This is a genomic window from Gloeobacter kilaueensis JS1 (assembly GCF_000484535.1).
Classification (GTDB): Bacteria; Cyanobacteriota; Cyanobacteriia; order Gloeobacterales; family Gloeobacteraceae; genus Gloeobacter; species Gloeobacter kilaueensis.
The window spans coordinates 986571-1000754 of the sequence record NC_022600.1; the positions used below are offsets into that span (position 1 = coordinate 986571).

12 protein-coding genes are annotated in these 14184 nt (G+C 61.3%); 3 read left to right on the forward strand and 9 right to left on the reverse strand.

The genetic code is table 11. The features are described 5' to 3' along the window. Positions 1-2 precede the first annotated feature (2 nt). The 3 genes from GKIL_RS04660 to GKIL_RS04670 all read right to left on the reverse strand — a co-directional run bounded on the left by GKIL_RS04660 (position 3) and on the right by GKIL_RS04670 (position 6311). The gene (locus tag GKIL_RS04660; protein WP_023172267.1) at positions 3-3626 is read right to left on the reverse strand and encodes a cobaltochelatase subunit CobN; all 3624 of its coding nucleotides are present in this window, start codon (positions 3624-3626) and stop codon (positions 3-5) included. Between the two features lie 112 nt (positions 3627-3738). Then, positions 3739-5805 (reverse strand): protein-disulfide reductase DsbD family protein, encoded by a 2067-nt coding sequence (locus GKIL_RS04665; RefSeq protein ID WP_023172268.1) that lies wholly within the window; start codon positions 5803-5805, stop codon positions 3739-3741. After that, the gene (locus GKIL_RS04670; RefSeq protein WP_023172269.1) at positions 5802-6311 is read right to left on the reverse strand and encodes a thioredoxin family protein; all 510 of its coding nucleotides are present in this window, start codon (positions 6309-6311) and stop codon (positions 5802-5804) included. Before GKIL_RS04670 ends, GKIL_RS04665 begins: the two co-directional genes overlap by 4 nt. Before the next feature lie 262 nt (positions 6312-6573). Here GKIL_RS04670 and GKIL_RS04675 point away from each other — a divergent pair, with 262 nt between their 5' ends. After that, positions 6574-7665, forward strand: coding sequence for a tetratricopeptide repeat protein (locus GKIL_RS04675; RefSeq protein ID WP_187293890.1), 1092 nt, complete (start codon positions 6574-6576; stop codon positions 7663-7665). 59 nt (positions 7666-7724) lie between these two features. Here the strand turns inward: GKIL_RS04675 and GKIL_RS04680 are convergent, their stop codons facing one another. The 4 genes from GKIL_RS04680 to GKIL_RS04690 all read right to left on the reverse strand — a co-directional run bounded on the left by GKIL_RS04680 (position 7725) and on the right by GKIL_RS04690 (position 9830). After that, entirely contained in the window at positions 7725-8318 is a 594-nt protein-coding gene (locus GKIL_RS04680; protein WP_023172271.1) for a Dps family protein, read from the reverse strand. A 203-nt stretch (positions 8319-8521) separates the two neighbouring features. Continuing rightward, positions 8522-8656, reverse strand: coding sequence for a hypothetical protein (locus GKIL_RS25710; RefSeq protein WP_275450541.1), 135 nt, complete (start codon positions 8654-8656; stop codon positions 8522-8524). Positions 8657-8713: 57 nt separating this feature from the next. After that, positions 8714-9445: a UV DNA damage repair endonuclease UvsE gene (gene uvsE, locus GKIL_RS04685; protein ID WP_023172273.1), complete on the reverse strand. Its 732-nt coding sequence runs from the start codon at positions 9443-9445 to the stop codon at positions 8714-8716. A gap of 10 nt (positions 9446-9455) precedes the next feature. Further along, on the reverse strand, positions 9456-9830 hold the full coding sequence (locus GKIL_RS04690; RefSeq protein ID WP_023172274.1) for a nuclear transport factor 2 family protein: 375 nt from the start codon (positions 9828-9830) through the stop codon (positions 9456-9458). A 221-nt stretch (positions 9831-10051) separates the two neighbouring features. Between GKIL_RS04690 and GKIL_RS04695 the strand changes: the two genes are divergently transcribed. Together GKIL_RS04695 and GKIL_RS04700 are read left to right on the forward strand one after the other, a co-directional pair. Continuing rightward, entirely contained in the window at positions 10052-10315 is a 264-nt protein-coding gene (locus tag GKIL_RS04695; RefSeq protein ID WP_023172275.1) for a type II toxin-antitoxin system Phd/YefM family antitoxin, read from the forward strand. Next, positions 10312-10725 (forward strand): type II toxin-antitoxin system VapC family toxin, encoded by a 414-nt coding sequence (locus GKIL_RS04700; RefSeq protein WP_023172276.1) that lies wholly within the window; start codon positions 10312-10314, stop codon positions 10723-10725. Before GKIL_RS04695 ends, GKIL_RS04700 begins: the two co-directional genes overlap by 4 nt. Before the next feature lie 98 nt (positions 10726-10823). Here the strand turns inward: GKIL_RS04700 and GKIL_RS04705 are convergent, their stop codons facing one another. Together GKIL_RS04705 and GKIL_RS22310 are read right to left on the reverse strand one after the other, a co-directional pair. Beyond that, positions 10824-11696 (reverse strand): hypothetical protein, encoded by an 873-nt coding sequence (locus GKIL_RS04705; protein WP_023172277.1) that lies wholly within the window; start codon positions 11694-11696, stop codon positions 10824-10826. A 56-nt stretch (positions 11697-11752) separates the two neighbouring features. Next, positions 11753-14089, reverse strand: coding sequence for a S8 family serine peptidase (locus tag GKIL_RS22310; RefSeq protein WP_023172278.1), 2337 nt, complete (start codon positions 14087-14089; stop codon positions 11753-11755). Positions 14090-14184: the final 95 nt, after the last annotated feature.

The window sequence follows — 14184 nt, forward strand, 5'->3', positions numbered from 1 at the left end:
GCTTATACCTGTTCGATCGCGTCCTCGGCCAGGGCGTACTGCTCCTGCAACTTCTCAAGCGTCTCTGCGTCCGCCTGCCAGAACTGGCGGCCCTGGGCTTCGAGCAAGCGGGCGACGATGTTGCGAAACGCCTCGGGGTTGTTCTTGCGCAGCCGGGCGGCCATCGCCGGATCGAGGGCGTAGGTCTGGGCGGCCTGGTCGTAGACCCAGTTGTCGCGAAATTCGGCTGTCGCTGACCAGCCCACCAGGGCGGTGAAGCGCTGAGAAATCTCGTAAGCCCCGCCGGAACCCTGGCCTGCCATCTGCTCGGCCCACTTTGGATTGAGCAGTTTGCCCCGGTACTCCAGGCGCAGCAGGGCGTCCAGTTCGATGGGCTCGGTGCTCTGGCTGAAACTTTCGACAAAGCTCGCCCCGACGGGCCGGTTCGCGCTGCGCTGGGCTGCCAGTTTCAGCGCGCCTGTGTTGGCGTAGTATTCTTGAATGTCGGTGAGGCCGTACTCCACCGAGTCGATCTGCTGGACGATCCGGCCTGTGGTGGTAAGCAGGCGCTCAAGCAATTCTGGCCGGGCGGTTCCCTGGTCCTTTCGGCCATAGCTGTACTGGTTGCGGCCCTGCCAGGTAGTGGCCAGTTGTTCGGTCTGCTCCCAGCTGGAAGTGAGAATCTGATCGCCCACCAGCGAGCCGTAGTCGCCCTTGGGGTTAGAAAAAAGGCGAGCGGTCGGGTTAGTGATGCCTTGTTGGGCAAAGGCCAGGGCGTGCTTGCGGATAAAGTTCAGCTCGGGCGGTTCGTCGATCGCAGCGGCACGAGTAAATAGATCGTCGAGGTTTTCGAGCACGTTGGCAAAGGTGTCGCGGAAGATCCCCGAGAGGCTTGCGAGGACGTCGATGCGCGGACGGCCCAACTCGGCCAGGGAGATCAGTTCGTAGGCCACCACCCGCCCGGTCTTTTCTTTGAGCGGCCTTGCCCCTACCAGGCCCAGCAGGATGCCCACAGATTCGCCCCGCGTCTTGATCGCATCGAGTCCCCAGAGCAGGACGGCGACGGTTTCCGGGTAGCTGCCGTGGGCCTTGCGATGATCGTTCAGGATATTCTCGGCGATCTGGCGACCGCGCAGGTACGCCCCCTCCGACGGCATCCGGTAGGGATCGAGGGCGTGGATATTGCGGCCCGTCGGCAGTACCCCTGCCCCGTCGCGGATCAGATCGCCGCCGGGGGCGGGCGGAATATACTGCCCATCCAGGCCGCGCAGGAGGTTGGTCATCTCTTCACCCGTGCGCAGCAACAGGTCGCGCACCGCACAGGCGTGCTGGAGTTGCTCCAGTTGTTCGCTGGTGAGAATCGCTTCCTGGCGCAGTTGCTCGAAGCGATCACCCCGCGCCACCGCTCCGAGCAAAGGCGTCGCCAGATGCTCGGCAAAGCAGGCATCGAGGTAGCTTTGCAGTTGCTCGGTGGTCGGCTTCTGCCCCAGAACGTGCAGGCCGCTTGAAAAAAGCCGATTTTCCAGCGTCTGCAGATACAGGTGGAGCTGAGCGCTGTAGGTGTCGAAGGAATCCGTCGGGGGGCAGTCAGTATCGAGACCGGCGGCTTTGACCTTCTGCTCGATCACCGCCTCCAGGGGCTGGTTCTCCCCCGGCGCGGCGCGGTACTCCTCCAGCAATTCCTTGATCTGGGCCAGTTCTTTATAAAGACCGGCCCGCCCGTAGGCAGGCACGTTGTGGGAGACGAGCACGCCGTAGCCCCGACGCTTCGCCAGGACCGACTCGGAGGGGTTGTTGGCGGCGTAGATATAGAGGTTGGGCAGGTTGCCCACCAGAAAATCTGGCCAGCTCTCGCCGGTATTGCCCAGGGGCGCACCCGGTAGCCACTCGAAGGTGCCGTGCATCCCAAAATGCACCAGTGCGTCCGCCGCGAAAACGTCTTCCAGCCAGCGGTAGAAGGCGACGTACTGCGGATGGGGGGTGAGATCTTTTTCAAACAACAGCCGCATCGGATCCCCAGGAACCCCGAGGGCGGGCTGCACACCGATCCAGACGTTGCCCAGGCGAATACCGGCAAGTTGAAATTGCTGACCGTCGAAACCCAACTCGGCGCGATCGAGCGCTCCCCAGTGCCGCTCGACGCGGCGGGTGCGCCGGTAGCCCAGCCAGCGCTCCAGTTGCCGGGGATCGATCCGCTCTCCAGAATTGGCCCCCGGCTGCTGCTGCTGCTCGCTCTGCCGCAATCGAGCAATCAGCGCCTCCCCGTCCTCGGGTACCGGCCCGCCCAGGTCGTAGCCCTGACTGGCTAGAGATCGTAAAAAAGTGACGAGCGATGCGGGCACGTTGAGCAGCGCTGCCGTTCCCGTCGCTCCGTAGCCCGGCGGAAAGCCGTAGAGAACGATTCCAATCCGCCGCTTCTTAGCTGGAGTACGCCGAAGCTGCACCCAGCGTTGAATCCGGCCCGCCAGCCGATCGACCCGCTCCGGCACCAGATAGATGCGCTCGCCCACCAGCCCCCCCAGGGGTACCGGGTCGATCGCCCCGTCCAACTCCGGCAGGGCGTAGAGGACCGCTGCCTGCAGACCGCCCACCCCCTGCCGGTACCAGGAGCGGATGTCTTGAATCAATAGCGGCGCGCTCACGAAGTACGGAACGTTGTTGCGCTCCAGAATGCGCACACCGGCGTCGATGCGCCTGCCCGCCTCCATCGAGCCCGCCGGGCCTCCCACCAGCGCAAAGCCCAGAGTCGAGACGAGCGCATCGACGCGGACCGCACCGGGGGCGGTTTGAGTATCGGGACCAGCGAGCCAGTCGCGCACGATCGTGTGGCCTTCGACGCCGGTGACGAAGACGGGCAGGGTGCGCAGTCCCTTTGCTTCTAAGCGCTCGATGAGCTGCGGAATGTAGGGCAGCTTCGAGACGACGTGCTTGCGGTAGAGCAACAGTGCTACCCTGGGCCATTCGCGGCGCTCGGGAAACTGCCGGTCGTACCAGGCAAGATAATCGGCGGGCCGGGTAAATAGATGGCTGGCCGCCGGGTGGACAAGACCGCTGTCGGGCATGGGCTGCACCGGCGGCACCGCCCTGACGGCGACCCCCAGGTACTCCTGGGCCAAGAGCAAAAACAGGTTCGCGACGTTCTCCGCTCCCCCAGCGTTCCAGTAGCCATATAAAGTGAGCCAGTTTCGCAGATCCCTGGCTTTTTTGCCCGGCACGAATCTGAGCAACCGTGGACCTGCCTTCAAAAAGCCCAGGTAGCCCGCCAGGCGATCCTCCTCCCGCGTCGAGCTAAATTTGCTGAGCAGCAATTGCACCGGCTTCGGCATCCCTTTGCCCTGGCCGAGCTGAAAACTGCCCAGGCGCGTCTGGCCCATCAACTCGATGGCCGACTCGAAGACCAGCCGCTGCGGGATCGCCTCCAGCCGCTCAGCCAGCCACTGCACCTGCTGATAGTCAAAGAGCAGGCTGCCCAAAAAAGCGCTCGCCCCAGTCAGGGCCACTTCGACTTCTGTCGGCCTTGCCACTAGATCCCGGTCGTTGAAGACCACCAGCTCCAAATCTGGACAGACCCGCGCTACCCGCTCCGCCGCCTCGCGGTACAGGTCGCTGTTAAAAGATTCAAAACCCGCCAAAAGGACGGTGTGCATCGCACCAGAATGTGAGGGTAGCCTTTATTCCTGTTATAGAGGCAATAGTTGGTTTCAGCCTTCCGGCGCTATCTGTAAAGAGTTCTGCCAGACTGACAAAACCGCAGGCAAGCTACAAGTACGCCCGCTCAAGCGCCTCTTGAACCAGCGACGGTGTGAGCAGTTCGGGCAGTATCTGCGGGTCGCGGCGGGGCCGGTAGAGAACATAAAAAGGAACGCTGTTGCGCTGGAAGCTGGCCAGTGCCGCTGTGATAAGCGGATCGCGGTTGGTCCAATCCGCTTTCATAACGACCACCCGCTGGCGCTGAAAGGCCGCCTGCACAGCAGGGGAAGCCAGAGCAACCCGCTCGTTGACCTGGCAGCTCAAGCACCAGGCGGCGCTGAAATCGACAAAAACCGCCTGTCCGGCCCGCTGGAGGGCAGCAAGGCGGGTGGGTGAATATGCTTCCCATACAAGAGCTGGGCGCGGTGGAGCAACGTGTCCCCAGGCAAAGCTCAGCCCCAGCACGACCAGGCTCAAAGCCGCCGTGGCCGAAAGCGCCCGCATCCAGGCCGGTCGCCAGAGCGCTCCCCAACTGCCCCACAGCCAGCCGCCCAGGCCGCACAACAGCAGAGCGACAAGCAGAGCGCTCTCGGCCTGCACCCCCGACTGCTGGCCCAGAACCCAGGCAAGCCACAGCACACTGCCCAGCAGGCCAAATCCGAGCAACTGGCGCAAGCGAATCATCCAGTCACCGGGCTTGGGCACAAAGCGCAGCAGAGCCGGTGCCCACGACAGCACCAGATACGGTGCAGCCAGCCCCACTCCCAGGCTGGTGAATACCAGCAGGGCAAGCGGGGCAGGTTGGGTGAGGGCAAAGCCCAGGGCACTGCTCATAAAAGGGGCTGAGCAGGGCGTCGCTACCGTCGTCGCTAGAACACCGCTTAAAAACGTACCGACGAGGCCCGACTCTGGAACGAGAGCCCCGAGGCGGGTAAAACCGGTACCAATCTCGAAGAGGCCAAACAGGTTGAGGGCAAAGCCAAACAACACCACGGCGATGGCGATGACGAACTGGGGAGACTGCAACTGGAATCCCCAGCCCAGTTGCTCGCCCCCGGCCCGCAACAACAGCAGCACGCCAGCCACCAGCCACAGCGAGACGAGCACACCGGCGGTAAAGACCGGGCCGTGCCAGCGCTGGTATCTGGCTTTGCCATCCGCCTGCTCCACCAGAGCGAGTACCTTCAGTGAGAGCACCGGCAGCACGCAGGGCATCAGGTTGAGGAGTACCCCACCGACAAAGGCGGAGGCGAGGATGGCAAGCCAGCCCGGCCAGGCGGGGGCAGGGGGGCCGGGCCGCAGGGCGATTGCCAGCGCTTTTTCAGAACCAGGACCACGCCAGCCTTCGGGGTTGAAGAGCACACCCTGCAAAACAGCCGGGGTTTTGCGCACCGACAGGCGCAGATTGAACCCGTCCGGTTGTGCTGTGAGAGTCTGGGGAGCGGCGAGTATCAGTCCTGCACCGGCAGGATAAAAGTTCACCTGCGCCTGCGCTTTGGGCAGCCAGGCGGGGCGCACGGCCTTTAGCTGAATTTGATCTCCAGAAGCGACCACCGCCTCGAAGCGCCAGTCGCTAGCGGTAATCGGAAGCCGTGAGCGGCTCAGAGCAAACGTGCCCGCCCAACGGCTGGGCTGGGGTATTCCCTGGCGCACCGGCAGTTGCAGGCTCAATCGACCATCCCCAGGTAGACAGACGGCGGCACATTCCAGCCACTGCACTACAGCCTGCACGGACACGCTGCTACCCAACTTGAGGGTGCGGGGCGTATGAATCGTGACCGGCAGCAGCACCTCGCCCTCGTAACCGTAGGAAACCAGAGCGGGCGAGGCGTCGGAGCGCACAAACTTTTGAGGATAGGGCCATTGCACACTTCCAGCGGCGAAGCCGGGAGGCAGGTGCCAGTTGACCGTCGTCGGCAGACCAACATCCCCGGCGTATTGCCAGTAGGTGTGCCAGCCTGGATCGAGCCGAAAATGCAGCCCGACCACCAGAGGACGCCCCGGCTGCACGCTGTCTTCTTCGGCTACCAGCTGGACCTCGGCGTGGGTGGAGCGCGCTACCTCCTGGGCTGAAACTGGCAGGATGAACAGCAGCAGAGCCAGCCCGACCAGCAAGCCCAATGCCCGCAGTGTCATCGCGCTTTTGGTGCCCACGCTTCCAGTAGATTGCCTACCTGCTGGGCAGTCATCGTGCGGGCATTGGCCAGCTCTCCACCGGCTGTCGAGCCGACAATCTTGCCCTGCGAATCGAGCACTACTACCGCCGGGATGCCCTTTTTAATAGGGTTGCCGTACTGGACAGCTATATCTGTATTACGGTTCCAGCGCCCGACGTCGATCGACACCAGATGAAAGCGCTGATCGACCAGGTTCTTAAGTGGGCCATTCTCGAAATAACTGCCCAGAACCCGGCAGTCCGGGCACCAGTTCGCCCCAAAATCAAGCAGGACGTATCTGCCGTCTTGTCTGGCGGCTGCCAGGGCACTGGTGATTTGCTTGTGGGCGTCGGCAGTCTCGTCGTAAGGTTGACCTTCGACCGCCAGCACTGGTTGGATAACCGGCATCACCGATGTTGCAAGACCTATCAGGCCAGCCAGAACAAACAGATGGGCGGCGAAACGGAAAAAGGCTCTGTTATTCATCTACGCATCCTTCAACCTTAGAATTCGCTCTTTCGTTGCAGCAGCGGGAAACTAGACGAAGGCAGCAATGGGACAAGGACGTAGCGGGGCAGGAGCTGGGCTGCACCTTCACTAAAGTACTATAACTCAATCAACAAACCGCTCTATCAGCAGAGCGCCTGGCATTCGACTCTGCTCACCGGCAGTTCTATAATGTGTACCGATGCTCACTCGCCGCGTCTTTATCCTGTGTAACCTGCTCTCAGCGGCCTTGCTGGGATCTGTGAGCGACGCGCTGCTTGCAGCTGAATCTGGCGATAACCTGGGCTCAACTTTTCAACCGCTACCGTTGCGCCGACAGTTGCCCCGGCTACGCCATTTCACTTTGAGCCCTCCCTATTGGGTTGCCCTGCGTCCAGCGCAGTTCGACCCGGACGGTCTTATCCACTCAGCAATAGAAATCATCGATCGAGAAAGCTCGGACGGATACCCACAGGCGATCGACCTCCTTAGTCGGGCGATCGATAGATACCCAAACGAACCGACCGCTTACTTCAATCGCGCTGTTTGTCGCGACATCACAGTAGACAAGCGTGGAGCCATCGCTGATTACACGAGGTTCCTCACCCTCTGCCCGGAGGATACGGAAGCTTATTGTCTGCGAGCCGTGACTGCCCGTAGGCCGATTGAGCTGGCGCTGGCGGATTTTGAGCGGGCGATTCAACTGGATAATAGCTATGGCTTCGCCTTCTACGCGCGGGGAATCCGGCGAATGGATGACGCTTGTGATGCCGGTGGAGCGGTGGAAGATTTTTCGCGTGCCCTCGATCGTCCGGCTGTCGGATACGACTACTTCAGTGTTTTTCTAAACCGTGCTGTCGCTCGTTTTGACATTGCGGATTTTGCTGGTGCAGTTGCCGATTGCACAGAAGCGGCAATTCGCGTCCAGAGCGTCGCTCGTTCAGAGTTCGATGCCCAGTTTCTGCGCAGTATGGCTCTCACCAACCGGGGGCTAATCTACGCAACAAGCGGGAATGCAAAAGCGGCAGTAGTAGACTTAAACGCCTACCTCGACGAAAAACCACAGCTCCAAGACACTCATATTTGTATTTACAGAGCTTATGCGCGTATTGAAGTCGGCGATTGGATAGGGGCAAGGAGCGATCTGGAATTGGTTCGGCAGGTGGCTACGGAGGATATTCGCTCTCATTCACTGTTCCCCCAAGGTTATCTGTTGCGTAGCGACGCGCTTGCCGGCTTGGGAGATAGAGCAGGAGCACTTGCTGACCTGCAGAAAGCAGCGGATCTCCTGTCTGGATTTAAAAATGAGGTTTATCGCGAGACGCTGGAACGCATTCAGGAACTGGCTGAGTAATTTTTAAAGGGCAGCCGGTTGCCCAGCTACCCTTACGAAGTGCTCCGTACCGGAACGCTTTAGCTGCGGACCAGGGGCGTATCGACAAGATGAGAGGCGATATACCAGATCTGAGTCTCGTTAGTAGGGAGGACTTCGCTGGTAAGCAGGTCGTTGGTGCTCGAATCACCGTTCTCGTCGGTCAGCTCCGCACCCTTGCGCGCATCCTCGATTACGATCTGGTGGGCTTCGAGCAGGCGCGAAAGCATAGCGGGCACTTCCTCCGCCCCGTTGGGCGGACGGCTGATCCGGGTGACTTCGGCTACGTGGCGGGGATCGGAGATGGCGATGCCGCCCAGCTTCTGGATGCGCTCGGCGATCATGTCAACCAGTTCGAGTTGCTCGTCGGCGTGCTTGTCCAATAGCAGGTGCAACTGGTAAAACGTTTCGCCGCGCACCAGCCAGTGGTGCTTCTTGTAGAGGTAATAAAGGATAACGCTGTCGGCAAGCAACTGATTGAGACTCTCGCAGCTGTCGGCGCGAACCTTCGCGTCGAGGCCGATGGGCAACTCGATCAGGGTACCGAAGGGCTGGATCTCGATGCCCTTCTGGTGCAGGATGGGCTGAGCCAGCCCATCGGTATTCTTTTGTGTAGACTTGTCCTCAGTCCGCATGGGTGAGACCTCTTGGTTGAATTCGACTGGATACGGTATCCAGGGCGCACCTGCTACGACCGACGCCGAAGCAGGCATCGGGCACATATTTTATTCAAGTCCGGCAGAGGTAGGTCCGCCTCCTTCGCGAGAAAGACGTAGGCGCACACAGGTGTATTCATCTTAAGCACGTTTTTTTGAAACGTTTAAGGCCACTGGCCAGCTCAGCTGACTGATTCAAGCAGGTTCCGCCTGCCCAGCCACTCGCGCTCCAGTTTTTCGATCGCCAGCTCTTTGGCCTTGGCTTCGACCTCGATCCACGGCGCGGCGCGGTAGCTCTCGGGCATATCGGTGATCAAGTCGCTATGCCGCCTATCGCTGAAACTTCCCGCTCCGTTGGAGATATGGACCAGCTGCTACTGTGGCACCGGCCAGGTAGAACGGGCACAAGCCAGCATCTGGCCTACGCTCGGGTCGTCGTAGCTTGTCAATTGCTCAGCTATGACGTGGTGGTGGGCGTCGAAGACCATCGGTACCCCCGATTGGCAGCAGATTTCGTAGATCTCGCAGGCCCGGTAGGCGTACTCGTCGTTTTCAAGACCCAGGCGCAGTCGCACACTGTCGGGCAGCAGGGCAATCTGCTCGATGAGTCGTTCGGATCTATTCGCCTTGCCGCCGTGGATTTCGATCAGTGCCCAGGGGCTACGGGGCTGACCCATCAGATCGAGCACTCGAGCGTGGTGGATGAGAACCTTGACGGCGTTTTCGATCACGGCCGGATCGTCGGAGTTGAGTACGACGTATTGATCGGGGTGAACCACCAGCCTGAGCCCGGCCCGGCTCGCTCGTTCGCCCGCCTGCCCAAGGGGTTCGGCAAACGTCGCAAGCACCTGACCGCCGAGTCGCTCGTCTGCAAACGGAAACAGTGCTGAACTGAGGCGGTAGAGCCGAATCCCATGCTCCAGGCAATAGTCGATCGCCCTATCGAGCCGTCGCAGATTTTCCTGGTACAGTTCGCCCAGCACGCGCAGTTGTTCGTCGCTACCCAGTTGTAATAGCCGTTTGCGCGTCAGTGTCCGAAAGCGCACCTGATCGCTCGCGGTGATGCAGACAAGCCCGAGGGCAGGCAAAGGGGGCGAGGTAGACATAGACGTCGTTCTAATAGAGTGCAAAGGCCGCCGAATCGTAGTAAGAACGGAAGTTGCGCACTTTGTCGTCCTCGAATTCGATAATCGTCACTCCCCGGTAGTGAATTGGGCGCTCGTCCGGCAGCGCTCCTTCTGAGACCCACTCCAGCACCGCCACCTGTTTTGCTTCGAGGGCTCTGGTGAAGCGGGTGCTGACATGCCTGAAAGCGCTCAGATACCCCAGCCAGAACTGGCGCGCTCCGGCTGTGCCCCGCAGCGGTTCCTCGATCGCCAGATTGCTCAGCTGTGAATCGTCGCTGAAGAGCGCGACCATCGGCTGCACGTCGCGGGTCTGCTCGATCTGCTGCAGCGTGTGCATGAAGTGCTCGGCGGTGGGATTCGGCATGGTGCTACCTGAGAAGTCGTCATCTCATTCTGGAGGAAAGCTTTCCTGCTTCCATCTGCCCAGAGTGAGGCTCCAGATCATCCAGGTGGTAATTGTCAGGCCCGTCTCCGCTCCGGGAGCACAACTTGTGAAAAATAGAACACATTTATCTAAAGTTCGGTTCAAAGGGGAACAGGCAAGACCTGGAATAATATAAGCTAGATAAACAGGCTAGCTTAACTATGGAGATGATGGTGCGCGAAGTTGGTGCTTTTGAAGCCAAAAACAAACTGGGCACCTTGCTCGATTGGGTAGAGAACGGCGAAGAAGTGATCATCACCCGGCATGGCAAAGCGATTGCACGACTGATCCCAAACAGGGCTGCACCTGAGCAGGGCAAAGCCGCAGCGGCTGCCCAACGCATTCGTAAGCGTGCGATTGCACTAAGAGCCGGTGTCTTCGATTGGTTGGAGTGGAAAACCTATCGCGACGAGGGCCGTCCATGAGCCTCGTGCTCGATAGCTCCATTGCCTTGGCCTGGCTTTATAGCGATGAAGCGAGTGCTGCGACTCAGGAAGTCTTTGATACCGTTCTTGCTGAGCAAGCCTGGGTACCCTCTCTATGGCGGCTTGAAGTAGCGAACAGCCTGCAGGTGGGCATCCGACGCGGACGCATCAGTACAGAATTTCGTGATGCATCGCTGGCAGATCTGGCATTGTTGCCAATTGCAGTCGATCCAGAAACCGACACGTTTGCCTGGTCGGCGACGCTGCGTCTGGCTGAGCGCTACCAGCTGACCCTCTACGATGCAGCCTATCTCGAACTGGCACAGCGACTCAACTTACCCCTGGCCACGCTCGACCAGCAGCTGCGGGCAGCAGGTGGCATCCTCGGTCTTGCCTTGCTCGGCATCTGAACTTAAAGCGGCATTTTTCTTCTCAGCAAATGTGCTACTTTATCTACTCAAGCTTGATCATCAAGCAAAGGGCTGGGGCAAGGCTCCAGCCCGCCCTATCAACTTTTTGTGTAACCGGCGGTCTGCAAAAAAGCCCTCAACTTGGCAAAGTAGGCGGACGGCGCACAGGGCCAGTCTTTGTCGCAGATCGCCTCTTTAGAAGGGCGGTAGGCGGCGCGCAGTTTCTGCCAGCCTCTGGTGGGTTGGCCCAGCAGGTACTGGGTGGCAAGATAGGCGGCGTAGCCGCCGCGCATGTCGCGGCCTGTTTTCTTCGCCTCGGCAACGCCCTGAAGGATGCGGGCAGCGGCGCGCCGGATCAACGCCGGGTAGTTGCGGGTGACGTTGCGGAAACTGCCCCGGCTGTACTGCCAGATCTGAATGGGCGGCACCGAATCGGCAAAATCTGTGAAGGTGTAGGCAAAGGCGTTGTCGGCGCTGACAAATTCAAAGCGGCCATCTTTGTCGAGGTCTTTGGCTCTGCCTGGCGGATAGTTGCCCCAGTCGGCTCTGGTGGGCTGGTAAGTATCCTGACGGGCTTCGTGGCGCAGAACCCAGATCCCGAAGCAGCAGTGCGCTCCGCCACTAAAAGTATCCAGGACGATTTCAGCCCTGCCATCGCCGTCGAGATCCTCGATGCGCAGGTTGCTGAGCGCTTCTTGATCGGGCAGTTTGAGATTCGCGTAGGTTCTGCCGCCCAGCTCAGCGTCGAGGCGGACGCTCACCTTGTTGCCATCTTTGCCAGGCAGGGAACGGCAGCTCAAGGTAGCCTGCAGGCCGCCCGCTGCGGCGCGGACGGTACCGCTTAGAGCCGTCTCGCTGTAGCGCCCCTCTTCCAGGCAGCGCTCACCCGCGCCGTCGGGCTGGGCAAACAGGGGACCGCCCGCCATCAGCCAGAAAAGAGGGACCCAGACGACAAAGAGAAGTTGATGCATTTTGGATAGCCGGAGATGGGCAGGGCACCCGAACCGACACCCTGCCCATAGGACGCTTACGGCACCTGGGCTGCTGCCGCCTGGGCGTCGAGCAATCCGAAACCGTCGTACACCGAGTAACCTGTACCGAACTGGTTGACAAAGGTGCCGGTGAAGGTGCCCCGGCTGGTGACGGCGGTGATCGTGGCATTGCCGAGGCTATCGGCGGAGTTGCCAAAGCCGCCGGTGGCCAGATCCCGGTCGATGCCGAAGTTGAGCTTGTCGCCCGAATCGAAGCTCGCGAAGGTGAGGTTGAGCGTCGGGGTGGGCGCGGTAGGACCGGCGGAGGTGATCGAAGGCAGCGTTGCGCCGCTCACGGTGCCGGTGGTGAGCGGAAAGCCGCCGCTGGCGCTCGGATCGAAGACCAGACCCGCCGGGGTGAGGTCGATGGTGAGGCTCGTGAGGGTAAGCCCCCGACCGCTCAGGCTGACGCGGAAGAAGTTGGGGTCGGTGCTGCTGCCGCCGTTGCCGGTGACGGTTACAGGTCCGGCGACGGCCTTGGAAAAGAGCGGATCGATGTCGCGGGCCGGGGCGGTGCTCTGCAGCGCGGTGCGGATCGCATCGGCGCTGATTGCGCCGGGTCCACCCGCCTTTTGCAACAGCAGCGCGGCGACGGCGGCGGCGTGGGGAGCGGCGGCGCTGGTGCCGCAGAAGTTGGGGAAGCCGTCGCCTTCCAAGTCGGTGCTGCTCAATGGCCCCGGTGGGAAGAAGGTGGTGTTGACGCAATCGACCGCCGCGATGTCCGGCTTGTTGCGCGTCTGGGGGGTGGCGAGGCGATTGCCGGCGGCGTCGAAGGCGATCGTCACCGGGCCGGGGGAGGAGTAGCTTTCGAGCACCGGGGCGTAGGGGGGCGGCCCAAAGGTGTCGTCGTACTGGTAGGCAGCGACACCGTTGCCGCTCGCTGCCGAGTTGTGGCCGTAGGTGGAGACGAAGGAACCCACTGCGTCGTTGTACTCGGCGTTGAGGGTGCCGCCAAAGACGACGTAGCGCAGGCGAGTCGCCTGCTGGGGCACGCCGGGGGCGCGGGTGGCGTTGCTTTTGGCGATCACGATCCGGTAGGTGGTGTCGGCGGCCAGATCCCGCGAGGGAATCTCGATGGGCTCGTTGGTGGAGAAGTTGTTGGCGACACCGCTCAGGTTGGCGACGTAGTTGCCCTGGCTGTTGAAGACGAGGATGTTGTAGTCGGTGGTTACCCCGCCACCGGTGACATCAAAAGGATCGTCCCACTGAAAGACGATCGTGCCGGTGTCGCCGGAGGAGGTGATCGTCTGAGAAATATCGACCTTAGAACTGGGGTCGAAGTCGTGGAAGCCACCTTTGGTATTGACCGAGCTGGGAATCGTCGCCAGATTGATCGTCGTGTCAGCCGGATCGATGCGGGTGCGGGCGACGTTGTCGGAGACGGGCCGAAAGTCGGAGGCGAAGCCCTTGCCCCGGTTGCCTGCCGAGGAGAAGTAGGCCACCTTCTTGCCCGCCAGGGTGCTGCTGGTAACGACATCGTCCACCGCCTGGGCGATGGGCCCGTCGGAGAACATCGGCTCGTTGAGGTAGATGATGTCGTCTGCGATCACGTCGGCGTTGCAGGCCGGATTGGTCCGCAGCGTGCGGATATTGGCGGCAAACTGGGTGGGTGTGCTGTTGGCGGTGGCAAAGCACAGATCTGCGTCCGGAGCCAGGTCGTGGACGATCTGGGCCATGCCCCGGCCCTCGTCGGTGCCGCCGGGAGAATCGATCAAGAACTTGACACCGGGGCTGTTGGCGGTGGTGTTGGTCAGGTTGGGCAGATCGCCTGTCGCCACGTCCTGGGTGGCGCGGGTGGCAGCGGTGGTGTTGGTGTTGTAGCTGTCGGACATGACGCCGACGGTGATTCCGGCCCCGGTAATCCCGGCTGCGTTCACCTGATCGACTTTGAGGGCAACGACACCCTGGGAGGTGGTCGCCCCGACGTTGCGCACCGGCTTGAGCGCCAGGTTGACGGCACCCACACCGCTCAGCCGTCCAGCCTCAGCGGCCCGGACGAGGGGCAGATAGGCGGCGATGACGCCGGAGCGGTAGGTAGGATTGGTGGCGACCACCTCGACGCCCAGCTGTTCGAGCGCCTGCTGGAGCTTACTTAAAGGCAGTCTGCCATTGGCATAAATTTCGACGAGCGCCCTGTCGCCCTTGAGCTGCAGGCGCTTGCCCGCCCGCAACTGACGATAGGTATCCGGCGCGCTCAGGTAACTTTGGGCCAACTCCCGCAGGCCCAGGCCCAGGTTGTCGGGGACGCTGGTGGTCTGCGACCAGACCGGTGAGACGCCCAGGCAGGCAGCGAGCAGGGCGAGAGGGAGATATCTGGAGTGGATTGATTTCATCGCTTTGGTTAAGTTGAGGTGACTGGATGGGAGGAACCACTGGTCTGCTGGCAGGTGGTCGGCCACGAGAAACTACTGTCTGCACTCCCACACCG